Here is a 24,023-nt window from a genome sequence, read left to right as displayed (position 1 = left end):
GCCCGTTGTCGACCAACCCAGGTAACACGCCATGAAACGTACTTTCCAACCAAGCACCATCAAGCGCGCCCGCACCCACGGTTTCCGTGCCCGTATGGCAACCAAGAACGGCCGTGCCGTTCTGTCGCGTCGCCGTGCCAAAGGCCGTAAGCGTCTGGCAATTTGATTTTTCGGCACAGGTGGTGAGTCAGGACTTCAGTCGGGAAAAGCGACTGCTTACACCCCGGCATTTCAAAGCGGTCTTCGACTCCCCAACCGGCAAGGTTCCAGGGAAAAACCTGCTTATCCTTGCCCGCGAGAACGGTCTCGATCATCCGCGCCTAGGCCTGGTGATCGGCAAGAAGAGCGTCAAGCTCGCCGTTCAACGCAATCGCCTGAAACGCCTGATGCGCGATTCGTTTCGCCTGAACCAGCAGCTGTTGGCTGGCCTGGACATCGTGATCGTCGCGCGCAAGGGGTTGGGCGAAGTGGAAAACCCAGAATTGCACCAACACTTTGGCAAGCTCTGGAAGCGACTGGTCCGCAGTCGGCCCTCTCCAGCGGTCGCCAATTCCGCAGGGGTAGACAGTCACAATGCGTAAACTGGCCCTCGTTCCGATCCAGTTTTACCGTTACGCCATCAGTCCACTGATGGCCAGTCACTGTCGTTTCTATCCCAGCTGTTCCTGTTACGCCTATGAAGCCATTGAAAACCATGGCCTCTTGCGTGGTGGGTGGCTGGCCGTTCGTCGCCTGGGGCGTTGTCATCCGTGGAACGACGGCGGTTTCGATCCCGTTCCACCTGCTCCTTCCTCCCGAACTTCTTCGATAGCCGAGTAATCATGGATATTAAACGCACGATCCTGATCGTCGCCCTGGCAATCGTGTCCTATGTCATGGTCCTCAAGTGGAACCAGGACTACGGCCAGGCTGCCCTGCCGACTCAGAATGCTGCTGCCAGCAATGCTGCCCCGGCCCTGCCGGACACCGTGCCGGCCGGCAACTCCGGTGCAAGTGCCGATGTGCCGAGCGCCAATGCTGAATCCAGCCCAGCCGAACTGGCGCCAGTGGCGCTCAGCAAGGACCTGATCCGGATCAAGACCGACGTCCTGGACCTGGCTATCGACCCAGTCGGTGGTGACATCGTCCAACTGACCCTGCCGAAGTACCCTCGTCGCCAGGATCATCCGGATATTCCGTTCCAGCTGTTCGATAACGGTGGCGAACGTGTGTATCTGGCCCAGAGTGGCCTGACCGGCGCCAACGGTCCGGACGCCCGTTCCACGGGTCGCCCGCTGTACGCCGCAGAACAGAAGAGCTTCCAGCTGGCCGACGGCCAGGACCAACTGTCGGTCGACCTGAAGTTCAGCGAGAACGGCGTCAACTACATCAAGCGCTTCAGCTTCAAGCGCGGTGAGTATGACCTGACCGTCAGCTACCTGATCGACAACCAGAGCAGCCAGGCCTGGACCGGCAACATGTTTGCCCAGCTCAAGCGTGACGCCAGCTCCGACCCGTCGTCGAGCACCGCCACCGGTACCGCCACCTACCTGGGCGCGGCCCTGTGGACAGCTTCCGAGCCGTACAAGAAAGTGTCGATGAAAGACATCGACAAAGGTAGTTTGAAAGAAAATGTGACCGGCGGCTGGGTCGCCTGGCTGCAGCACTACTTCGTGACCGCCTGGATCCCGACCCACTCGGACAACAACGCCGTCCAGACCCGCAAGGACAGCCAGGGCAACTACATCATCGGCTATACCGGCCCGGCGCTTAACGTCCCTGCCGGCGGCAAGGTAGAAACCAGCGCCATGCTGTATGCCGGTCCGAAGATCCAGTCCAAGCTCAAGGAGTTGTCCCCAGGCCTGGAACTGACCGTCGACTACGGCTTCCTGTGGTTCATCGCCCAGCCGATCTTCTGGCTGCTGCAACATATCCACAGCCTGCTGGGCAACTGGGGCTGGTCGATCATCGTCCTGACCATGTTGATCAAGGGCTTGTTCTTCCCGCTGTCGGCCGCCAGCTACCGCTCGATGGCGCGCATGCGTGCGGTGGCGCCAAAACTGGCCCAGCTCAAGGAACGCTTCGGTGACGATCGCCAGAAGATGTCCCAGGCGATGATGGAGCTGTACAAGAAAGAGAAGATCAACCCGCTGGGCGGCTGCCTGCCGATCCTGGTGCAGATGCCGGTGTTCCTGGCCCTGTACTGGGTACTGCTGGAAAGCGTCGAGATGCGCCAGGCCCCGTGGATGCTGTGGATCACTGACCTGTCGATCAAGGATCCGTTCTTCATCCTGCCGATCATCATGGGCGCCACCATGTTCATCCAGCAGCGCCTGAACCCGACTCCGCCCGATCCGATGCAGGCGAAGGTAATGAAAATGATGCCGATCATCTTCACCTTCTTCTTCCTGTGGTTCCCGGCTGGTCTGGTGCTGTACTGGGTTGTGAACAACTGCCTGTCGATCGGACAGCAGTGGTACATCACTCGTCGTATCGAGGCTGCGACCAAGAACGCAGCCGCTTGACGGGCTGCTACGCTAGCCTGTGAACAAAAACGCCCCCTTGGGGCGTTTTTGCTATCTGTCGTATTCGTTGTAGAGGTTCGAGCATGAACACAGTGCGTGAAACCATTGCCGCCATCGCCACCGCCCAGGGCCGTGGCGGGGTAGGCATCGTCAGATTGTCCGGCCCGCTGGCCCGCCAGGCCGGGCAAGTCATCACCGGGCGCAATACGCTGACCCCGCGACATGCCCATTACGGCCCGTTCCGCGATGAAGATGGCCTGGTGCTGGATGAAGGGATCGCGCTGTTCTTCCCCGGGCCTAACTCGTTCACCGGCGAAGATGTGCTGGAGCTGCAGGGCCATGGCGGCCCGGTAGTCATGGACATGCTGCTGCAACGTTGCCTGCAGCTCGGTTGCCGCCTGGCACGTCCGGGCGAATTCAGCGAGCGAGCGTTCCTCAACGACAAGCTCGACCTGGCCCAGGCCGAGGCTATCGCCGACCTGATCGAAGCCAGCTCCACACAGGCTGCGCGCAATGCCCTGCGTTCCCTGCAGGGGGCGTTCTCCAAGCGTGTGCATGGCCTCACCGAAGCTCTGATCGCCCTGCGCATCTATGTCGAAGCCGCCATCGACTTCCCAGAGGAAGAGATCGACTTTCTTGCCGATGGCCATGTGCTGCGCATGCTCGATGAAGTACGTGACACGTTATCCACAGTTCAGCGCGAAGCAGGGCAAGGCGCATTGCTTCGCGACGGCATGACCGTGGTCATCGCAGGTCGGCCGAACGCGGGTAAATCGAGCCTGCTCAACCAGTTGGCCGGACGTGAAGCGGCAATCGTCACCGATATCGCCGGCACCACCCGGGATATCCTCCGCGAACATATCCACATCGACGGCATGCCGCTGCATGTGGTCGACACCGCAGGCTTGCGCGACACCGATGACCATGTGGAAAAGATCGGCGTGGAACGGGCGCTCAAGGCCATCGGCGAGGCCGACCGTGTGCTCTTGGTAGTCGATTCGACGGCACCGGAAGCCAGTGATCCGTTTGCCTTGTGGCCAGAGTTTCTCGATCAGCGCCCCGACGTGGCCAAGGTCACCCTCATTCGCAACAAGGCGGATCTCAGTGGTGAGGTCGTGGGCCTGGAGCAAAGCGACGATGGGCACGTCACCATCACCCTCAGCGCCCGGGACAACGACATGGGCCTGGATCTGCTGCGTGAGCATCTCAAGGCTTGCATGGGCTATGAACAAACCGCCGAAAGCAGCTTCAGCGCTCGTCGCCGGCACCTGGAAGCGCTACGCCAGGCCAGTGCCCACCTCGAGCATGGCCGCGCGCAGCTGACCCTCGCCGGTGCCGGTGAGCTGCTGGCAGAGGATCTGCGCCAGGCACAGCAAGTGCTGGGTGAAATTACCGGAGCATTCAGCTCGGATGACCTGCTGGGGCGAATCTTCTCCAGCTTCTGCATTGGCAAGTGATCCCACAGGGTTCGATTCGCAACAAAGCCGCTCTCTGGAGCGGCTTTTTTTTGCCTGCGATTCGTGTCGGTACGGGTCATTGCAAGCAAGCCAGCCACCAAGGACGACAAGCGCTGCGGAAAATATTTCATCAACAGCGTTCCGCACGCCTGGCTAAGCTCTGTGGAAAACTCGACCTCAGCTCCGTTGATAACCAGGCTTTTTTTCTGAGGACAAACCTGCCTGTGGGTAACAGCAGCATTCATCCACAGGTTAAACAGCAGTATCCAGAACCCCCAGGGCTACCTGGACACAGGGTTATGATTCTCTGTACACATTGAAATATATGGGCTGTAGAGACTTATACACAGACAGGTGGGTGCATAAACATAAACATAAAAACAAAGCTTTTTTAAATTTTTCCTCTTTGTTTTCTTTTACCTGCCACTCATCCACAGCCTGGTCAAATTTTGCTCAGAAGGTTTCTTTGGAGGGCGGGAAGTCCCTATACTTGTCCGCTTACCTTCTCTATTCGCAAAAACAGGCACGAGGTGCGTGGTGGATTTCCCTTCCCGTTTTGAAGTGATCGTCATCGGCGGCGGCCATGCCGGTACCGAGGCTGCGCTTGCGTCCGCACGCATGGGTGTAAAAACCCTGCTGCTGACCCATAACGTGGAAACCCTCGGTCACATGAGCTGCAACCCGGCCATCGGTGGCATTGGCAAGAGCCACCTGGTCAAGGAAATCGATGCGCTCGGCGGCGCGATGGCGCTGGCCACCGACAAGAGCGGCATCCAGTTCCGCGTTCTGAACAACCGCAAGGGCCCGGCGGTACGCGCCACCCGTGCACAGGCGGACCGCGCCATCTACAAGGCGGTGGTACGTGAAATCCTGGAAAACCAGCCCAACCTGTGGATATTCCAGCAGTCGTGCGATGACCTGATCGTCGAACAGGACCAGGTCAAGGGCGTGGTTACGCAAATGGGCCTGCGGTTCTTCGCCGACTCCGTGGTACTGACCAGCGGGACTTTCCTCGGTGGACTTATCCACATCGGTTTGCAGAACTATTCCGGTGGCCGCGCGGGCGATCCGCCCGCCAATGCCCTGGCCAACCGCATGCGTGAATTGCCGCTGCGTGTCGGCCGGTTGAAAACCGGTACCCCGCCGCGCATCGATGGCCGTTCGGTGGACTTCTCGGTGATGACCGAGCAACCGGGCGATACGCCGATTCCGGTAATGTCGTTCATGGGCAATGCCGACATGCATCCGCGCCAGGTGAGCTGCTGGATTACCCACACCAACGCCCGCACCCACGAGATCATTGCCTCGAACCTCGACCGTTCGCCGATGTACTCGGGGGTGATCGAAGGCATCGGCCCGCGTTATTGCCCGTCGATCGAGGACAAGATCCACCGCTTCGCCGACAAGGAAAGCCACCAGGTGTTTATCGAGCCGGAAGGCCTGACCACCCATGAGCTGTATCCCAACGGTATTTCCACATCGTTGCCGTTCGACGTGCAGCTCGAGATCGTCCGCTCGATCCGCGGCATGGAGAACGCGCACATCGTGCGCCCGGGCTATGCCATCGAGTACGACTACTTCGATCCGCGCGACCTGAAGTACAGTCTCGAGACCAAGGTCATCGGCGGCCTGTTCTTCGCAGGCCAGATCAACGGCACCACCGGCTACGAAGAAGCTGGTGCCCAAGGCCTGCTGGCCGGGACCAACGCGGCGCTGCGCGCCCAGGGCCGTGAAAGCTGGTGCCCGCGCCGCGACGAGGCGTACATCGGCGTGCTGGTCGACGACCTGATCACCCTCGGCACCCAGGAGCCGTACCGCATGTTCACTTCGCGAGCCGAGTACCGGCTGATCCTGCGCGAAGACAACGCCGACCTGCGCCTGACCGAGAAAGGCCGCGAACTCGGGTTGATCGACGATGAGCGCTGGGCGGCGTTCAGCGCCAAGCGCGAAGGCATCGAGCGTGAAGAGCAGCGCCTGAGGAGCACATGGGTGCGCCCGAACACGCCGCAAGGCCAGGCCATTGTGGATAAGTTCGGTACGCCATTGGCGCATGAGTACAGCCTGCTCAACCTGCTTGCCCGCCCTGAAATCGACTACGCTGGCCTGATCGAGGCAACCGGCGGCGAGAATATCGATCCACAGGTCGCCGAGCAGGTCGAGATCAGGACCAAGTACGCCGGCTACATCGACCGCCAGCAGGAAGAGATTGCCCGCCTGCGCGCCAGCGAAGACACGCGTCTGCCTGTGGATATCGACTACACGACCATTTCCGGGCTGTCCAAGGAGATCCAGGGCAAGCTCGGCGACACCCGCCCAGAGACCCTGGGCCAGGCTTCGCGTATTCCCGGCGTCACCCCGGCGGCGATTTCCCTGTTGCTGATTCACTTGAAAAAACGCGGCGCTGGCCGCGAATTGGAGCAAAGCGCTTGAGTTCCCCGGTCACCCCGCAACATGCCGAAGAGTTGTCCACAGGTGCGCGTCAGCTTGGTGTCGAGCTGACCGCACATCAGCACGAACTGCTGCTGGGCTACCTGGCCCTGTTGATCAAATGGAACAAGGCCTACAACCTGACCGCCGTGCGCGACCCCGACGAGATGGTCTCGCGTCACTTGCTCGACAGCCTCAGTGTCATGCCGTTTATCCACAATGACACCCAGCGGTGGCTGGATGTCGGCAGCGGCGGCGGCATGCCCGGCATCCCGCTGGCCATCCTGCACCCGCACAAGCAAGTGACGGTGCTCGACAGCAACGGCAAGAAGACGCGCTTCCTCACCCAGGTGAAGATGGAGCTGAAGCTGGACAACCTCACGGTTATCCACAGCCGGGTGGAAGAGGTCCAGCCCGAGCAGCCGTTCTGCGGGATCGTCTCCCGGGCCTTCAGCAGTATGGAGAATTTCACCAACTGGACCCGCCACCTGGGTGACAGCCGCACGCAATGGCTTGCAATGAAGGGGCTGCATCCTGCCGATGAACTGGTAGCATTGCCCGCAGACTTCACAGTGGAAAGCGAGCAGGCCCTGACCGTTCCAGGTTGCCAGGGCCAGCGCCATCTGCTGATACTGCGCCGCAAGGCATGACTGGGAACACGAGCAACAATGGCTAAGGTATTCGCAATCGCGAACCAGAAGGGTGGTGTGGGCAAGACCACCACCTGCATCAATCTCGCCGCATCGCTGGCCGCGACCAAGCGTCGCGTGCTGCTGATCGACCTCGATCCACAGGGCAACGCCACCATGGGCAGCGGTGTGGATAAGCACGAGCTCGAGCATTCGGTGTACGACTTGCTGATCGGGGAATGCGACCTGGCTCAGGCCATGCACTACTCCGAGCACGGTGGTTACCAGCTGTTGCCGGCCAACCGCGACCTGACCGCCGCCGAAGTGGTCCTGCTGGAAATGCAGATGAAGGAGAGTCGCCTGCGCAACGCGTTGGCGCCGATCCGCGAGAACTACGACTACATCCTCATCGACTGCCCGCCGTCGCTGTCGATGCTGACGCTCAATGCGCTGGTCGCCTCCGATGGCGTGATCATCCCCATGCAGTGCGAGTACTACGCGCTGGAAGGGTTGAGCGACCTTGTGGATAACATCAAGCGCATCGCCGCCCGGTTGAACCCGGAGCTGAAGATCGAAGGCCTGCTGCGGACCATGTACGACCCGCGCCTGAGCCTGAACAACGATGTTTCGGCGCAGCTCAAGGAGCACTTTGGCGAGCAGCTGTACGACACGGTGATTCCGCGCAACATCCGCCTGGCGGAGGCGCCGAGCTTCGGCATGCCGGCACTGGCCTACGACAAGCAATCCCGTGGCGCGCTGGCGTACCTGGCGTTGGCCGGGGAACTGGTTCGTCGTCAGCGCCGTCCATCACGCATTGCACAAACAACTTAAGGAATCCGCATGGCCATCAAGAAACGCGGTCTCGGACGTGGGTTGGATGCACTGCTCAGTGGTCCTTCCGTCAGCGCGCTCGAAGCGCAGGCTGTCAAGATCGACCAGAAGGAACTGCAACACCTGCCGGTCGAGCTGATCCAGCGCGGCAAGTACCAGCCGCGTCGCGACATGGATCCCGAGGCGCTGGAAGAACTGGCGCACTCGATCCGCACCCATGGCGTCATGCAGCCGATCGTGGTTCGCCCGATCGGTGACAACCGCTACGAGATCATCGCCGGCGAGCGCCGCTGGCGCGCCACCCAGCAGGCTGGCCTGGATACCGTTCCGGCCATGGTCCGCGAGGTACCCGACGAAGCCGCCATTGCCATGGCGCTGATCGAGAACATCCAGCGCGAGGACCTCAACCCGCTGGAAGAGGCGCTCGCCCTGCAGCGTCTGCAACAGGAATTCGAACTGACCCAGCAGCAGGTGGCCGATGCCGTCGGCAAGTCGCGGGTCACCGTGGCCAACTTGTTGCGGCTGATCTCGCTGCCCGAGGCGATCAAGACCATGCTCGCCCATGGCGACCTGGAGATGGGCCACGCGCGCGCCTTGCTCGGCCTCGAGGAAGATCGGCAGGAAGAAGGGGCGCGTCATGTTGTCGCACGCGGCCTCACCGTGCGCCAGACCGAGGCACTGGTGCGTCAGTGGCTCAGTGGCAAACCTGAGCCGGTCGAGGCGAGCAAACCTGATCCGGATATCACGCGTCTTGAACAGCGTCTGGCAGAGCGCCTGGGCTCGGCGGTACAAATTCGCCATGGCAACAAGGGCAAAGGCCAGTTGGTTATTCGCTACAACTCCCTTGACGAGTTGCAAGGCGTGCTTGCTCACATCCGCTGAAACAATTCCTGTTGTAGCGCGCAGTCGGAAATCACTACCCAAGAGTTGAATAGGGGTTAATCCACCCCTATACTCTGCGCGCATTTTGTCGGCACAAATTATGCCAAGTCATTGTTGACGAGGCGGTCGACTTTCGAGGAGCAGTTGTGATGGAAATCCGCACGCCAAACCGCCTGCCTTTCCATCGCTGGGCGGTTTTTCCGGTACTGCTGGCTCAATTTGTCGTACTGCTGCTGGCAACGCTGGTGTTGTGGCAGTGGAAAGGGGTGGTCAGTGGATATTCAGGCCTTTGCGGAGGTTTGATTGCCTGGCTGCCCAATGTGTATTTCGCCTGGAAGGCTTTTCGCTTCAGCGGAGCCCGGGCGGCGCAGGCCATCGTCAAGTCGTTTTACGCGGGCGAGGCGGGCAAGATGATTTTGACGGCAGTGCTGTTTGCACTGACCTTCGCAGGAGTGAAGCCATTGGCGCCGTTGGCAGTATTCGGCGTCTTCGTGCTGACCCTTTTGGTCAGCTGGTTCGCGCCCCTGCTGATGAATAAAAGACTTTCGAGACCTTAGGGCGTTTGAGGCAACCATGGCAGAAGAAACCGCTTCGGGTTATATCCAGCACCACTTGCAGAACCTGACCTACGGTCAACTACCAGACGGCAGCTGGGGCTTCGCCCATTCGGCTGCAGAAGCCAAGGCAATGGGCTTCTGGGCGTTCCACGTGGACACCCTGGGCTGGTCCGTCGCGCTGGGTCTGATCTTCCTGTTCATCTTCCGCATGGCGGCCAAGAAGGCGACTTCCGGCCAACCTGGAGGTCTGCAGAACTTCGTTGAAGTGCTGGTCGACTTCGTCAACGGCAGCGTGAAGGACTCCTTCCACGGCCGTAGCCCGGTGATCGCCCCGCTGGCACTGACCATTTTCGTCTGGGTGTTCATGATGAACGCCATCGACCTGGTTCCGGTCGACTGGATTCCGAAAGCGGCGGCCTGGATCTCTGGTGATCCGCATCTCGTCTTCCGTGCGGTACCTACCACCGACCCGAACGCGACCCTGGCCATGGCCTTCTGCGTGTTCGCCCTGATCATCTTCTACAGCATCAAGGTCAAGGGCCTGGGTGGCTTCATCGGCGAGCTGACCCTGCACCCGTTCGGCAGCAAGAACATCTTCGTGCAGATCCTGCTGATCCCGGTCAACTTCCTGCTCGAGTTCGTCACCCTGATCGCCAAGCCGATCTCGCTGGCACTGCGTCTGTTCGGCAACATGTACGCTGGCGAGCTGGTTTTCATCCTGATCGCCGTGATGTTCGGCTCCGGCCTGCTGTGGCTGAGCGGCCTGGGTGTGGTGCTGCAGTGGGCGTGGGCTGTGTTCCACATCCTGATCATCACCCTGCAAGCTTTCATCTTCATGATGCTGACCATCGTCTACCTGTCGATGGCTCACGAAGATAACCATTAAGACCGCCTGGCGTGTCTGATAGCCTTCCCCGCCCGTTTGGGGGGAGGGCTTAAAAAGTCCGCAAGGGCATGCTGTACCAAACGATTTGTTTTACCGCTTCAAACTAAAAACCTAACCAATACGACGTAAAAGTCGGGAGGAAAGATGGAAACTGTAGTTGGTCTGACCGCTATCGCTGTTGCTCTGCTGATCGGCCTGGGTGCTCTGGGTACCGCCATTGGTTTCGGCCTGCTGGGCGGCAAGTTCCTGGAAGGCGCTGCTCGCCAGCCAGAAATGGTTCCGATGCTGCAGGTCAAAATGTTCATCGTTGCCGGTCTGCTCGACGCCGTAACCATGATCGGTGTTGGTATTGCTCTGTTCTTCACCTTCGCGAACCCCTTCGTTGGTCAGATCGCCGGCTAATCACTCGTTCCTACGAGTTGATTGGTGTGATGGACAAAGACCGAGCGAGGTGTTGGCGTGAACATTAATGCAACCCTGATTGGCCAATCCGTTGCTTTTCTGATTTTTGTACTCTTCTGCATGAAGTACGTATGGCCTCCGGTCATCACTGCCCTGCAAGAGCGCCAAAAGAAGATTGCCGACGGCTTGGACGCTGCCAACCGCGCAGCTCGCGACCTGGAGCTGGCCCAAGAGAAAGCGGGTCAGCAACTGCGTGAAGCGAAGGCACAGGCAGCCGAAATCATTGAGCAAAGCAAGAAACGCGCTGCTCAGCTTGTCGAGGAAGCCCGTGAACAGGCTCGCGTCGAAGCTGACCGTGTGAAGGCTCAGGCTCAAGCCGAGATCGAACAGGAACTGAACAGCGTCAAAGACGCCCTGCGTGCCCAAGTGGGTGCCCTGGCTGTTGGCGGTGCTGAAAAGATCCTTGGCGCCACAATCGATCAAAACGCGCATGCGGAGCTGGTTAACAAACTGGCCGCTGAAATTTAAGCGAGGGCGATCATGGCAGAACTGACCACGTTGGCCCGACCTTACGCTAAGGCTGCCTTCGAGCATGCCCAGGCCCATCAGCAACTGGCCAATTGGTCAGCCATGCTCGGCCTGGCTGCTGCGGTGTCGCAAGACGACACCATGCAGCGCCTGCTCAAGGCCCCGCAACTGACTAGCGCAGAAAAGGCCGCCGCATTCATTGAAGTGTGCGGTGACAAGTTTGACGCCAAGGCACAGAATTTCATTCATGTTGCCGCGGAAAACGAACGTCTCCTGCTTCTGCCGGAGATTTCGACTCTGTTCGACCTGTACAAGGCCGAGCAAGAGAAGTCCGTGGACGTGGAAGTCACCAGTGCTTTTGCGTTGAACCAAGAACAGCAAGACAAACTCGCCAAGGTTCTCAGTGCACGGTTAGGCCAGGAAGTGCGCCTGCACGCGTCGGAGGATGCCAGCCTGATCGGCGGCGTCGTCATCCGCGCTGGCGACCTGGTAATCGACGGTTCGGTTCGCGGGAAAATCGCGAAACTGGCCGAAGCCTTGAAATCTTGAGTTTGAAGGGGCAGCAGAGCAATGCAGCAACTCAATCCTTCCGAAATTAGTGAAATCATCAAGGGCCGCATCGACAACCTCGATGTCGGCTCCCAAGCCCGTAACGAAGGTACCGTCGTTTCGGTTTCCGACGGCATCGTGCGGATCCACGGTCTGGCCGACGTCATGTACGGCGAAATGATCGAGTTCCCTGGCAGCGTATTCGGCATGGCCCTGAACCTGGAGCAAGACTCCGTAGGTGCAGTGATCCTGGGTGCCTATGACACCCTCGCCGAAGGCATGAGCGCCAAGTGCACTGGCCGCATCCTGGAAGTTCCGGTTGGTAAGGAACTGCTGGGTCGCGTCGTCGACGCACTGGGTAACCCGATCGACGGCAAAGGTCCTCTGGGCAACACCCAGACCGACGCAGTCGAGAAAGTAGCTCCAGGCGTGATCTGGCGTAAGTCGGTAGACCAGCCTGTACAGACTGGCTACAAGTCCGTCGACGCCATGATCCCTGTCGGCCGTGGCCAGCGCGAGCTGATCATCGGTGACCGTCAGATCGGCAAGACCGCCATGGCCATCGACGCCATCATCAACCAGAAAGACTCCGGTATTTTCTGTGTTTATGTTGCAGTCGGCCAGAAGCGTTCCACCGTTGCCAACATCGTTCGCAAGCTGGAAGAAGCCGGCGCCCTGGCCAACACCATCGTGGTCGTTGCCAGTGCTTCGGAATCCGCCGCACTGCAGTTCCTGGCGCCTTACGCCGGCTGCACCATGGGCGAGTTCTTCCGCGACCGCGGTGAAGACGCCCTGATCGTTTACGATGACCTGTCCAAGCAGGCCGTTGCCTACCGTCAGATCTCCCTGCTGCTGCGCCGTCCACCAGGACGTGAAGCGTACCCAGGCGACGTGTTCTATCTCCACTCCCGTCTGCTGGAGCGTGCATCGCGCGTTTCCGAAGAGTACGTCGAGAAGTTCACCAATGGTGCCGTAACTGGCAAGACTGGCTCGCTGACCGCTCTGCCGATCATCGAAACCCAGGCTGGCGACGTTTCCGCGTTCGTTCCGACCAACGTGATCTCGATCACCGACGGTCAGATCTTCCTGGAATCGGCCATGTTCAACGCAGGCATCCGTCCTGCCGTTAACGCCGGTGTGTCGGTATCCCGTGTTGGTGGTGCCGCCCAGACCAAGATCATCAAGAAGCTGTCCGGTGGTATCCGTACCGCCCTGGCCCAGTACCGTGAACTGGCGGCCTTCGCCCAGTTCGCTTCGGACCTGGACGAGGCTACCCGCAAGCAGCTGGAGCATGGTCAGCGCGTTACCGAGCTGATGAAGCAGAAGCAGTACGCGCCAATGTCGATCGCCGACATGGCCCTGTCGCTGTACGCCGCTGAGCGTGGTTTCCTGACCGACGTAGAAGTCTCCAAGGTTGGCAGCTTCGAGCAAGCTCTGATTGCCTACTTCAACCGTGATCACGCCGAACTGATGGCCAAGATCAACGTGAAGGGTGACTTCAACGACGAAATCGACGCTGGCATGAAAGCCGGTATCGAGAAGTTCAAGGCCACCCAGACCTGGTAAGCCGCAGCGGGGGCTCCGGCCCCCGCTTGCTAACCTGATAGGTGATACATGGCAGGCGCAAAAGAGATTCGCAGTAAGATTGCGAGCATCAAAAGCACGCAAAAAATTACCAGCGCCATGGAGAAAGTGGCGGTCAGCAAGATGCGCAAGGCACAAATGCGCATGGCTGCTAGCCGTCCTTACGCGGAGCGTATCCGCCAGGTGATCGGTCATCTGGCCAACGCCAACCCGGAATACCGCCACCCGTTCATGATCGAGCGCCCTGTAAAGCGCGCCGGTTATATCGTGGTGAGCAGTGACCGTGGTCTGTGCGGTGGCTTGAACACCAACCTGTTCAAGGCCCTGGTCAAGGACATGGGCGAAAACCGCGAACAGGGCGTTGAAATCGACCTGTGCGTGATCGGCAGCAAGGGTGCGACTTTCTTCCGCATCTTTGGCGGCAACGTCGTAGCCGCGATCAGCCACCTGGGCGAAGAGCCATCGATCAACGATCTGATCGGCTCCGTCAAAGTGATGCTGGACGCCTACCTCGACGGCCGTATCGATCGCCTCTCGGTGGTTTCGAACAAGTTCATCAACACCATGACCCAAAAACCGACGGTCGAGCAATTGGTACCGTTGGTGGCAACCCCGGATCAGGAACTCAAGCACCACTGGGACTACCTGTACGAACCCGACGCAAAAGAGCTGCTGGACGGCTTGATGGTGCGTTACGTGGAGTCGCAGGTGTACCAGGCGGTGGTCGAGAACAACGCTGCTGAACAAGCGGCCCGGATGATCGCCATGAAGAACGCCACAGACAACGCCGGTGATTTGATCAAAGAGCTTCAGTTGATCTACAACAAGGCGCGTCAGGCTGCGATCACCCAGGAGATCTCGGAAATCGTCGGCGGCGCTGCCGCGGTTTAACGGTTCAAAAATTCAGAGGATCCAGCTATGAGTAGCGGACGTATCGTTCAAATCATCGGCGCCGTCATCGACGTGGAATTCCCACGTGATGCCGTGCCGAGTGTTTACAACGCGCTGAAAGTACAAGGCGCGGAAACCACCCTGGAAGTTCAGCAGCAGCTGGGCGACGGCGTGGTTCGTACCATTGCGATGGGCTCGACCGAAGGTCTGAAGCGCGGTCTGGATGTCGTCGACACCAAGGCTGCCATCTCGGTACCTGTCGGCAAGGCAACCCTGGGCCGTATCATGGACGTCCTGGGCAACCCGATCGACGAAGCCGGCCCGATCGGCGAAGAAGAGCGTCGCGGTATCCACCAGCCAGCGCCTTCGTTCGCTGACCAGGCAGGCGGCAACGACCTGCTGGAAACCGGCATCAAGGTTATCGACCTGGTCTGCCCGTTCGCCAAGGGTGGTAAGGTTGGTCTGTTCGGTGGTGCCGGCGTCGGCAAGACCGTTAACATGATGGAACTGATCCGTAACATCGCCATGGAACACAGCGGTTACTCCGTGTTCGCTGGTGTGGGTGAGCGTACTCGTGAGGGTAACGACTTCTACCACGAGATGAAGGACTCCAACGTTCTCGACAAGGTAGCGCTGGTCTACGGTCAGATGAACGAGCCACCAGGAAACCGTCTGCGCGTAGCGCTGACCGGCCTGACCATGGCTGAGAAGTTCCGTGACGAAGGTAACGACGTTCTGCTGTTCGTCGACAACATCTATCGTTACACCCTGGCCGGTACCGAAGTATCCGCACTGCTGGGCCGTATGCCTTCGGCAGTAGGTTACCAGCCGACCCTGGCCGAAGAGATGGGCGTTCTGCAAGAGCGTATCACTTCGACCAAGGAAGGTTCGATCACCTCCGTCCAGGCCGTATACGTACCTGCGGACGACCTGACCGACCCGTCGCCAGCGACCACCTTCGCCCACTTGGACGCCACCGTCGTTCTGTCCCGTGACATCGCTTCCCTGGGTATCTACCCAGCGGTCGATCCACTGGACTCGACTTCGCGCCAGCTGGACCCGAACGTGATCGGCACCGAGCACTACGACACCGCTCGTGGCGTTCAGTATGTTCTGCAGCGCTACAAAGAGCTGAAGGACATCATCGCGATCCTGGGTATGGACGAACTGTCCGAAGCCGACAAGCAACTGGTTGCCCGCGCTCGTAAGATCCAGCGCTTCCTGTCGCAGCCGTTCTTCGTGGCCGAAGTCTTCACCGGCTCGCCAGGCAAGTACGTTTCGCTCAAGGACACCATCGCTGGCTTCAGCGGCATCCTCAAAGGTGACTACGACCACCTGCCAGAACAAGCGTTCTACATGGTCGGCAGCATCGACGAAGCGATCGAGAAAGCCAAGAAACTGTAATCCCGGCGCCCCGCAAGGGGCGCTAATCAGGTTGAGGCAAGCAGATGGCTATGACAGTCCATTGCGATATCGTCAGCGCGGAAGGAGAGATCTTCTCCGGCCTGGTCGAGATGGTAGTAGCGCACGGCAACCTGGGCGATCTGGGTATCGCTCCAGGCCACGCGCCGCTGATCACCAATCTCAAGCCTGGTCCGATCACGCTGACCAAGCAAGGTGGCGATCGTGAGGTGTTCTACATCTCCGGTGGCTTCCTCGAAGTGCAGCCGAACATGGTCAAGGTTCTTGCCGACACCGTGCAGCGCGCTGCCGACCTGGACGAAGCTCAGGCTCAGGAAGCCCTCAAGGCTGCTGAGAACGCGCTGAACGCGAAAAGCTCGGACTTCGACTACGGTGCTGCTGCCGCACGTCTGGCCGAAGCTGCAGCTCAGCTGCGTACTGTCCAGCAATTGCGCAAGGGCAAGTAACCTGGCCTTGGCCGGTCACTTCCAATGCGATTGAGTTAAAGGGTAGCCTCGGCTACCCTTTTTCTTTTCTGAATTTCCCCTTTGGTCACGTCCCTGACCGCCCAGGATTGGTAGCCAGTCAATGTCCCTCGATATCGTCATTCTCGCCGCAGGCCAAGGCACCCGCATGCGCTCCGCGCTGCCCAAGGTGCTGCATCCGGTTGCCGGCAACTCCATGCTCGGCCACGTTATCCACAGCGCTCGCCAATTGCAGCCAAAAGGTATTCACGTGGTTATCGGCCACGGCGCGGAGCTGGTGCGCGAACGCCTGGCAGCGGACGATCTGAATTTCGTCCTGCAGGACAAGCAATTGGGTACCGGCCATGCGGTGGCCCAGGCGCTGCCGGCGATCACTGCCGACACCGTGCTGGTGCTGTACGGCGATGTGCCGCTGATTGAGGTGGAAACCTTGCAGCGCCTGCTGGCCAAAGTCAGCGAGCAACAGCTCGGGCTGCTCACGGTGACCCTGCAGGACCCGACCGGCTATGGCCGCATCGTGCGTGACGCCGCAGGCAAAGTAACCGCGATCGTCGAGCACAAGGACGCCAGCGAAGCGCAAAAGGCGATCAAGGAAGGCAACACCGGTATTCTCGCCATGCCGGCCGCACGCCTGGCCGACTGGATGGGCCGCCTGTCCAACAACAATGCCCAGGGCGAGTACTACCTCACCGACGTGATTGCCATGGCCGTGGACGATGGCCTGGTGGTCGCCACCGAGCAGCCCCACGACCCGATGGAAGTGCAGGGCGCCAACGACCGCCGCCAGTTGTCGGAACTCGAGCGTCACTACCAGCTGCGCGAAGGCCGTCGCCTGATGGCCCAGGGCGTCACCCTTCGCGATCCGGCGCGCTTCGATGTACGTGGTGAAGTGACCGTCGGCCGCGATGTGCTGATCGACATCAACGTCATTCTCGAAGGCCGGGTAGTCATCGAGGATGATGTGCAGATCGGCCCGAACTGTGTGATCAAGGACAGCACCCTGCGCAAAGGCGTGGTCATCAAGGCCAACAGTCATATCGAAGGCGCGGTAATGGGCGAGGGCAGCGATGCCGGCCCGTTCGCCCGCTTGCGTCCAGGCAGCGTGCTGGAGGCCAAGGCGCATGTGGGTAACTTCGTAGAGCTGAAGAACGCCCACCTGGGCGAGGGCGCCAAGGCCGGACACCTGACCTACCTAGGCGACGCCGAGATCGGCGCCCGCAGCAACATCGGTGCCGGCACCATCACCTGCAACTATGACGGTGCCAACAAGTTCCGCACGGTGATGGGTGAGGACGTGTTCATTGGCTCGAACAACTCCCTGGTTGCCCCTGTGGAAATCCAGACCGGGGCCACTACCGCAGCGGGTTCGACCATCACCCAGACGGTTGAAGCCGGACAGTTGGGCGTTGCGCGTGCACGCCAGCGCAATATCGAAGGCTGGAAGCGGCCGGAGAAAATCAAGAAGAGCTGAGTTATCCACAGCGCTTTTTGCACAGGGCCGGCTTATGTGAATAAGTCGGCCTTTTTATTTGCCGTTTAATGCCTGACTTGACGAATCGATCGACTTAGGTTTTGATTGCAACACTTATCTTTCGAATCGAAACTTAAATAGACATGTCGAAACGAAATACACCACAACGGCGCCACAATATCCTGGCCTTGCTCAACGAGCAGGGCGAGGTCAGTGTCGACGCCTTGGCCAAGCGTTTCGAAACCTCCGAAGTGACCATCCGCAAGGATCTGCATGCCCTGGAGGCCAACGGCCTGCTGCTGCGCCGCTACGGCGGCGCGGTGACCATGCCTCAGGAGCTGCTGGGCGACACGGTCCAGCCGGTGTCCCTCTACAAGCAGGCCATCGCCCGTGCGGCGGTGGAACGCATCCGCGAGCACGCGCGCATCATCATCGACAGCGGCAGCACCACGGCGGCGATGATCCCGCAGCTCGGGCGCCAGCCAGGCCTGGTGGTGATGACCAACTCGCTCAATGTAGCCCGGGCTATCAGCGAACAAGAGCATGAACCTGTGCTGCTGATGACCGGTGGTACGTGGGACCCGCACTCGGAGTCGTTCCAGGGCCAGGTGGCCGAGCAGGTACTACGCTCATACGACTTCGACCAGCTGTTCATCGGTGCCGACGGCATCGACCTGGAACGTGGCACAACCACCTTCAACGAACTGCTGGGATTGAGCCGGGTCATGGCCGAAGTGGCCCGCGAGGTAATCGTCATGGTCGAGTCGGACAAGGTCGGCCGCAAGATCCCCAACCTCGAGCTGCCCTGGGGCAGCGTGAATACCCTGATTACTGATGATCGCCTGCCCGCCGAGGCACGCGACCGGATTCAAGCCCGCGGCATCACCCTTATCTGCGCCGCTATCAGCTAGGAGCAACATCTTATGTGTGGAATCGTCGGTGCCGTTGCTGAGCGCAATATCACAGCCATTCTCATCGAAGGCCTCAAGCGTCTGGAGTACCGTGGTTATGACAGCGCCGGCCTGGCCGTCCTGACCCAGCAAGGCGCGCTCGAGCGTCGCCGCCGCATCGGCAAGGTCAGCGAACTGGAAGGCGCGGTTGCCGCCGACCCGCTGGCTGGCCAACTGGGCATCGCCCACACCCGTTGGGCCACCCATGGCGCGCCGACCGAGCACAATGCTCACCCGCATTTCTCTGGCCATGAAGTTGCGGTGGTGCACAACGGCATCATCGAGAATCACGAGGAACTGCGCGAAGAGCTCAAGGGCCTGGGCTACACCTTTGTCTCGCAGACTGACACCGAGGTGATCGTGCACCTCATCCACCATCTGCTCAAGACTATCCCCGACCTCACCGATGCGCTCAAGGCCGCGGTAAAGCGCCTGCATGGCGCGTATGGCCTGGCCGTGATCAGCGCCAGCCAGCCCGACCGTCTGGTGGCTGCCCGCAGTGGTAGCCCCCTGGTGATCGGCCTGGGCCTCGGTGAAAACTTCCTGGCCTCGGATCAACTGGCCCTGCGCCAGGTCACCGACCGCTTCATGTACCTGGAAGAGGGCGATATCGCCGAGATTCGTCGCACTCAGGTGCAGATCTGGGACCAGGCCGGTCAGCCGGTCCAGCGTGAGACGGTGCAGTACCACGAAGGAGCGGAAGCCGCCGAGAAGGGCAACTACCGCCACTTCATGCTCAAGGAGATCCACGAGCAACCAGGCGTGGTACAGCGCACGCTGGAAGGTCGCCTGGGCAGTGACCATGTGATGGTGCAGGCCTTCGGTCCACAGGCCGCCGAACTGTTCGGCAAAGTGCGCAATGTGCAGATTGTCGCCTGCGGTACCAGCTACCACGCCGGCATGGTCGCCCGTTACTGGCTCGAAAGCCTCGCCGGCATCCCTTGCCAGGTGGAAGTCGCCAGTGAGTTCCGCTATCGCAAGGTGGTGGTGCAGCCGGACACCCTGTTCGTCTCGATCTCGCAATCCGGCGAGACCGCCGATACCCTGGCGGCCCTGCGCTATGCCAAGGAATTGGGCTTCCTCGGCAGCCTGGCCATCTGCAACAAGGGCATCAGCTCGCTGGTGCGTGAATCCGACCTGACCCTGCTGACCCTGGCCGGGCCGGAGATCGGCGTCGCCTCGACCAAGGCCTTCACCACCCAGCTGGTCTCGCTGATGCTGCTGACCCTGGCCCTCGGCCAGGTGCGCGGTACCCTCGAGGCCGGTGTCGAAGCCGAACTGGTGGACGAGCTGCGCCGCCTGCCGGCACGCCTGAGCGAAGCGCTGGCGATGGATAGCGTGGTCGAGAAGATCGCCGAGCTGTTCGCCGACAAGCACCACACCCTGTTCCTTGGCCGCGGTGCCCAGTACCCGGTGGCCATGGAAGGTGCGCTCAAGCTCAAGGAAATCTCCTATATCCACGCCGAAGCCTACCCAGCCGGTGAGCTCAAGCATGGTCCTCTGGCGTTGGTGGACAACGATATGCCCGTGGTGACCGTGGCTCCTAACAACGAGCTGCTGGAAAAGCTCAAGTCGAACCTGCAGGAAGTTCGCGCCCGTGGCGGTGAGCTGGTGGTCTTTGCCGACGAGCAGGCCGGCATGAGCAATGGCGAAGGCACCCATGTGATCAACGTCCCGCACATCAACGATGCGCTGGCGCCGATCCTCTACACCATCCCGCTGCAGCTGCTGTCGTACTACGTCGCCGTGCTCAAGGGCACCGACGTCGACCAGCCGCGCAACTTGGCCAAGTCGGTGACGGTTGAATAGGGTTTAGCCGCCACGCCGATCCGGTGGGTGCTTACATCATAGTTTGACACAAGTCATCTCAGGACCATGAAGCGTCTATTTTGGAGATGATTGGGCCATAGATACCGCTTCACCTCTTGTTGCGTGCTATCGGTATCTATGCGCTTCCGAGACGAATTCGACAAATGCCACGGCAGCGGCAACCGCACGCTGTGATGTTCGCAAGTCTCACTTGTGATGCAGAACACCCCGCACAACAAGGGCTGCGGGTCGCACTACCGCAGTGCAGCCTCCACGAACAATCCCCCCTCGAACACCTCATCGTCATGCCCTTGAGGAGCGCTGATCAGCAACGATGTCGGCAACCCCTGCCGATCAGTCCCGACGGGCAACGCCAAGCCCGGGATATCGAGAAAGCTGCCAATCATCGTGTACCCCAAGGTGCCCAGGTTGACCCTGGCGAACAACTCGTCGTCCGCTTCCAGTGCTGCGAGTAGCGGGGGAACATGCTTGACGGTCGGCATCAGCAACAGCGCGCCATCGAGTTCGTCGCGAACGCGCTTGAGCAGCGTCTCGCGCAAACCACGCAGCTCGGCTTCCAGGCCGCAGGGCATTGTCGCCCCTGCCAGCAGGCGCTTGCTAACCCGGCGGTCCATGCGTCCACCTTCGGCGCTCTTGGCAATCCCGCCCAACAGTTGCCAGGCTTCAATCGCCCCCAGCCACCCCCTGCGGCCAATGGCTTCGCGGACACAGCCGACCGCCTCCAGCAGCGTCACCGCAGCAAGGAAATTTGACATTACTGCGGGCTCAAGCTCGGGGTCCTCAAGTATTGCGGACTCCACCACGAACCATCTTCCTGGCGTCACGACGTACGTATCCGACTCCTCGGGCAGCTTGGTCTCCCCTCGCATCAGGCGGTCCAGCACCAGGCAGTCCCGCACGCAGTGCGCGAAGCAACCCAGGCTATCCACTGTCTTCGCCAGCGGATGCAGACCTGCCATATCGTATCGCCGGCTCGATCCCTTCCTGTTGACCGGTATCCGCTTTACCCTGGCGGCCCTCCCGCTGGTCTTCTTCATCAAACGCCCAGCGGTCAACTTCAGCTACGTCGTGGCATATGGCTTGATCTTCGGACTCGGCATGTGGGGCGTCATCAATTATGGCATTCAAGTCGGCGTCAGCCCGGGCATTGCTTCGCTGATCATTCAGCTCAGCGTGTTCTTCACCATGGGCTGGGGGGCATTGCTCTTCAAGGAAAAGCTCCGCGGGGCGCAGTTGACTGGAGCGTTTATCGCAATGGTGGGGCTGGCAGGCATCAATTCGAGTCAGCAGGGTGAACACGCCATGCTGGGGGTGATGCTGATCGTTTTCAGCGCCATCGCCTAGAGCGTGGGTAACGTCATCATCAAGAAATCCGGCGTCAAGGATATTTTCTCCTTCATGGTCTGGGCCAGCCTCTTCCCGGCTATCCCTTTATTCCTCGTCGCCTGGGGCATGCACGGCAGCGAACCGTTCGAAAACCTTCGAGGGAGCCTCGACCTGGCGACCATCCTGTCGATCCTGTTCCAGGTGTACCTGGCGACCCACTTTGCCTACTGGGGGTGGAATTCGCTGCTCAAGCTGTACCCTGTTTCAACGGTCGCGCCTCTGTCGCTGCTGATCCCCGTGTTTGGTATCGGCAGTTCGATGCTGATTCTGGGCGAACATGCCTCAACGCCCAACATGATTTCCATCATGACCATCATCATCGGTTTGGCGATCGGCCTGTATCGCAGAAAGTCTGTCGCCTCCAGCCCCCAACCCTCGGCGACAACAGGCGTGGTGGAAGCTGCAGTCTCCAGGGAATGAGGGGGGCCGGAGGTGATGGAAGCTACTACCGCGCAACGCTTACCTCCTCAATCCAACCGGGGTGCTTCACCTGATCCTCAAAAAATAGTCATAGGAAAATTTGGCCGCTTTGACGGCCCCGTGGAAGGGACTTCCAGACCACTCTCGCTGCCAGGCAGAGCGTTTATGCCGGATCAATGGCTTGGCCCGGAAACGGCAAACCCCCGTAATTACGGGGGTTTACGAGTTGTGTAAGACTTTAATAGCGCGTGTCATCCGGGTCGTGAGATCAACATTCCACGACCCGTTTTTTTGCCCTTGTTGGTGCTATCGCAGGTGATGGTAGGAGAAACAGCCGATTTCATGACTTGTGAAAACGGTGGATTTTGCCCGACTTGACCTGTATAGGCTCATGTCCTTGCGAGCCTGGTCACGCTTAATGCCTGCATAACCGGGTGCGGTGCGCTACTGCAATACCCGGTTTGCTGAATGAACTATTTTTTCTCGGCGGGGTCTGCGATTGTTGCGCCCTGCTCGAGTAGGATGGAGCTGCACTTAGTTTCAGAAAAAGGCCACAATTTCACGCACTATGGTATGCGGTAGCATGTGTCTTGGTCGGGAAGACCCCATTTGGGCTTGCCTGCGGTAGGGCAGAGGAATCGTTTGGTATTTTTTGTAAATGAAAATCATTCTCTATTTGTGATTGTGGTTCCTCAGTGTTCTGGAGTCCCCTTGTTCCCGGTCAGGATCTGATTGAGCGCTCCAGAGGGCTGCGTTATCATCAGCAGGCCCAATCAGATTCGATTATCGGACAATTGATGCGTAGGAGGTCGCTCTGCTTTATGCATTCCATGTGATAGCCATGCAAGAAAAGCTGCAGTCAAGGTTTTGTAGTTGCCTGGTACTAGCGTGGCCAATGAGTGGAATAAAATGATTAGTGCGTCTGCAGAGCTCGAAGGGGACCAAAAAACGATGATCGCAATGATCAAGTCTGATCAGCCACAGTCTCTGCAGAAAGTAGCTGTCCTTCTCTGTACTTACAATGGCCAGCAGTACCTGCCCGAGCAATTGGATTCCTTCGTCAATCAATTGCATGATAATTGGGAAGTTTGGGCATCCGACGATGGATCAACAGATGAAACACTTTCCATTCTGAATGCCTATCAGAATAAATGGCCTGAAGGTCGTTTGTGGCTATCCCAAGGCCCCGCGAGAGGCTTCGCCGCAAACTTTTTAACATTGACCTGTGATCCGCGCATCCAGGCTGATTATTATGCTTATTCCGATCAAGACGATGTTTGGGACGCGGATAAACTGACGCGCGCGTTGCGCTGGCTGGAGACGCTGCCCGTGGATGTTCCTGGGCTATATTGTGCGCGTACCTGCCTGGTAGATTCCGCTAACCAAGAAATCGGTATGTCTCCGCTGTTTGATAAGCCACCTAGTTTCGCCAATGCCCTGATGCAGAATATCGGGGGGGGTAATACCATGGTATTCAATAATGCAGCCAGAGCATTATTGCGCGAAGCGGGCGTTAACACTTCGACCATTACTCATGACTGGTGGGCCTATCTCGTGGTCACTGGCTGTGGCGGTCAGGTGTTTTATGACAAGTCGCCCACACTTCGCTATCGGCAGCACGAGGACAATGTGATCGGTACGAACGCCAACTGGTTGGCTCGTTTTAAGCGGATCTATATGCTACTTCGCGGGGATTACCGCGACTGGAATGATAGAAATATCGCCGGCTTGTATATGCTTGAACACAGGCTTACCCAGGAGAACCGTGAGACCCTGCATCGTTTTGCGCAATCCAGGCACATGGGTCTTATACCTCGATTGATTACGCTCAAGCGTTGCGGCATCTACCGGCAGACCTTCATTGGCAATGTCGGGCTCCTCGCAGCAGCAATTTTGGGCAAGATCTGAGGCGTGGACATGTGTGCTGCAAAGGCGTCGGCTCCCTCTGCCCCA

Annotated in this window: 23 protein-coding genes and 1 pseudogene; 23 read left to right on the top strand and 1 reads right to left on the bottom strand. The window is 59.5% G+C overall.

The genetic code is table 11. The annotated features are described in order from the left end of the window. The first annotated feature begins 31 nt into the window (after window positions 1–31). The 21 genes from rpmH (at window position 32) to glmS (ending at window position 20,243) form a co-directional block, all read left to right on the top strand. On the top strand, window positions 32–166 hold the full coding sequence (rpmH, locus tag CCOS191_RS27760; protein WP_003253163.1) for a 50S ribosomal protein L34: 135 nt from the start codon (window positions 32–34) through the stop codon (window positions 164–166). A 13-nt stretch (window positions 167–179) separates the two neighbouring features. Beyond that, window positions 180–581: a ribonuclease P protein component gene (gene rnpA, locus CCOS191_RS26750; RefSeq protein WP_031314399.1), complete on the top strand. Its 402-nt coding sequence runs from the start codon at window positions 180–182 to the stop codon at window positions 579–581. Continuing rightward, on the top strand, window positions 574–819 hold the full coding sequence (yidD, locus tag CCOS191_RS27755) for a membrane protein insertion efficiency factor YidD (protein WP_011536514.1): 246 nt from the start codon (window positions 574–576) through the stop codon (window positions 817–819). The genes rnpA and yidD overlap by 8 nt, the downstream gene beginning before the upstream one ends. A 2-nt stretch (window positions 820–821) precedes the next feature. Continuing rightward, window positions 822–2,504, top strand: coding sequence for a membrane protein insertase YidC (yidC, locus tag CCOS191_RS26745; protein ID WP_038707083.1), 1,683 nt, complete (start codon window positions 822–824; stop codon window positions 2,502–2,504). 83 nt (window positions 2,505–2,587) lie between these two features. Then, window positions 2,588–3,961 (top strand): tRNA uridine-5-carboxymethylaminomethyl(34) synthesis GTPase MnmE, encoded by a 1,374-nt coding sequence (gene mnmE / locus CCOS191_RS26740; RefSeq protein WP_046857655.1) that lies wholly within the window; start codon window positions 2,588–2,590, stop codon window positions 3,959–3,961. Window positions 3,962–4,498: 537 nt separating this feature from the next. Next, window positions 4,499–6,391 carry a tRNA uridine-5-carboxymethylaminomethyl(34) synthesis enzyme MnmG gene (gene mnmG, locus CCOS191_RS26735; RefSeq protein WP_046857654.1) on the top strand — a complete coding sequence of 631 codons (1,893 nt, stop codon included), beginning with the start codon at window positions 4,499–4,501 and terminating at the stop codon, window positions 6,389–6,391. Continuing rightward, window positions 6,388–7,038 carry a 16S rRNA (guanine(527)-N(7))-methyltransferase RsmG gene (gene rsmG, locus CCOS191_RS26730; protein WP_046857653.1) on the top strand — a complete coding sequence of 217 codons (651 nt, stop codon included), beginning with the start codon at window positions 6,388–6,390 and terminating at the stop codon, window positions 7,036–7,038. Before mnmG ends, rsmG begins: the two co-directional genes overlap by 4 nt. Window positions 7,039–7,056: 18 nt before the next feature. Continuing rightward, a complete protein-coding gene (locus CCOS191_RS26725) occupies window positions 7,057–7,848 on the top strand; it encodes a ParA family protein (protein WP_023628558.1) in 792 nt (263 codons plus the stop codon). Window positions 7,849–7,857: 9 nt separating this feature from the next. Further along, entirely contained in the window at window positions 7,858–8,730 is an 873-nt protein-coding gene (locus tag CCOS191_RS26720; protein WP_023628559.1) for a ParB/RepB/Spo0J family partition protein, read from the top strand. Window positions 8,731–8,879: 149 nt separating this feature from the next. Then, a complete protein-coding gene (locus CCOS191_RS26715) occupies window positions 8,880–9,287 on the top strand; it encodes a F0F1 ATP synthase subunit I (protein WP_011536507.1) in 408 nt (135 codons plus the stop codon). A 16-nt stretch (window positions 9,288–9,303) separates the two neighbouring features. Next, a complete protein-coding gene (gene atpB / locus CCOS191_RS26710; RefSeq protein WP_046857652.1) occupies window positions 9,304–10,173 on the top strand; it encodes a F0F1 ATP synthase subunit A in 870 nt (289 codons plus the stop codon). A 144-nt stretch (window positions 10,174–10,317) separates the two neighbouring features. Next, window positions 10,318–10,575 (top strand): F0F1 ATP synthase subunit C, encoded by a 258-nt coding sequence (gene atpE, locus CCOS191_RS26705; RefSeq protein ID WP_003097235.1) that lies wholly within the window; start codon window positions 10,318–10,320, stop codon window positions 10,573–10,575. Window positions 10,576–10,632: 57 nt separating this feature from the next. Then, entirely contained in the window at window positions 10,633–11,103 is a 471-nt protein-coding gene (locus CCOS191_RS26700) for a F0F1 ATP synthase subunit B (RefSeq protein WP_023383136.1), read from the top strand. A gap of 12 nt (window positions 11,104–11,115) precedes the next feature. Beyond that, window positions 11,116–11,652, top strand: coding sequence for a F0F1 ATP synthase subunit delta (locus tag CCOS191_RS26695; protein ID WP_023628561.1), 537 nt, complete (start codon window positions 11,116–11,118; stop codon window positions 11,650–11,652). A gap of 21 nt (window positions 11,653–11,673) precedes the next feature. Then, a complete protein-coding gene (atpA, locus tag CCOS191_RS26690) occupies window positions 11,674–13,218 on the top strand; it encodes a F0F1 ATP synthase subunit alpha (RefSeq protein WP_038707082.1) in 1,545 nt (514 codons plus the stop codon). 48 nt (window positions 13,219–13,266) lie between these two features. Then, on the top strand, window positions 13,267–14,127 hold the full coding sequence (gene atpG, locus CCOS191_RS26685) for a F0F1 ATP synthase subunit gamma (protein WP_023628562.1): 861 nt from the start codon (window positions 13,267–13,269) through the stop codon (window positions 14,125–14,127). A 27-nt stretch (window positions 14,128–14,154) separates the two neighbouring features. Further along, window positions 14,155–15,531 carry a F0F1 ATP synthase subunit beta gene (atpD, locus tag CCOS191_RS26680; protein WP_023628563.1) on the top strand — a complete coding sequence of 459 codons (1,377 nt, stop codon included), beginning with the start codon at window positions 14,155–14,157 and terminating at the stop codon, window positions 15,529–15,531. 44 nt (window positions 15,532–15,575) lie between these two features. Then, window positions 15,576–15,995 carry a F0F1 ATP synthase subunit epsilon gene (locus CCOS191_RS26675; RefSeq protein WP_011536500.1) on the top strand — a complete coding sequence of 140 codons (420 nt, stop codon included), beginning with the start codon at window positions 15,576–15,578 and terminating at the stop codon, window positions 15,993–15,995. 121 nt (window positions 15,996–16,116) lie between these two features. After that, window positions 16,117–17,484, top strand: coding sequence for a bifunctional UDP-N-acetylglucosamine diphosphorylase/glucosamine-1-phosphate N-acetyltransferase GlmU (gene glmU, locus CCOS191_RS26670; protein WP_046857651.1), 1,368 nt, complete (start codon window positions 16,117–16,119; stop codon window positions 17,482–17,484). Window positions 17,485–17,627: 143 nt separating this feature from the next. After that, complete coding sequence (locus CCOS191_RS26665; protein WP_046857650.1) at window positions 17,628–18,395, top strand: DeoR/GlpR family DNA-binding transcription regulator; 768 nt, start codon at window positions 17,628–17,630, stop codon at window positions 18,393–18,395. Between the two features lie 12 nt (window positions 18,396–18,407). Continuing rightward, window positions 18,408–20,243 (top strand): glutamine--fructose-6-phosphate transaminase (isomerizing), encoded by a 1,836-nt coding sequence (glmS, locus tag CCOS191_RS26660; RefSeq protein ID WP_046857649.1) that lies wholly within the window; start codon window positions 18,408–18,410, stop codon window positions 20,241–20,243. A gap of 254 nt (window positions 20,244–20,497) precedes the next feature. Here the strand turns inward: glmS and CCOS191_RS26655 are convergent, their stop codons facing one another. Continuing rightward, window positions 20,498–21,223, bottom strand: a complete 726-nt coding sequence (locus tag CCOS191_RS26655) for an amidase family protein (protein ID WP_231867463.1) — start codon at window positions 21,221–21,223, stop codon at window positions 20,498–20,500. Between the two features lie 7 nt (window positions 21,224–21,230). Here CCOS191_RS26655 and CCOS191_RS26650 point away from each other — a divergent pair. Together CCOS191_RS26650 and CCOS191_RS26645 are read left to right on the top strand one after the other, a co-directional pair. Continuing rightward, window positions 21,231–22,070, top strand: a pseudogene (locus tag CCOS191_RS26650) (EamA family transporter); the annotation flags it as partial. A gap of 888 nt (window positions 22,071–22,958) precedes the next feature. After that, window positions 22,959–23,978: a glycosyltransferase family 2 protein gene (locus tag CCOS191_RS26645; RefSeq protein ID WP_231867462.1), complete on the top strand. Its 1,020-nt coding sequence runs from the start codon at window positions 22,959–22,961 to the stop codon at window positions 23,976–23,978. The last annotated feature ends 45 nt before the right edge of the window (window positions 23,979–24,023 follow it).

Source organism: Pseudomonas sp. CCOS 191, from assembly GCF_001007005.1.
Classification (GTDB): Bacteria; Pseudomonadota; Gammaproteobacteria; order Pseudomonadales; family Pseudomonadaceae; genus Aquipseudomonas; species Aquipseudomonas soli.
The sequence above is the reverse complement of the archived record's forward strand: the minus strand, read 5'-3'. Positions and strand labels throughout refer to the sequence as shown.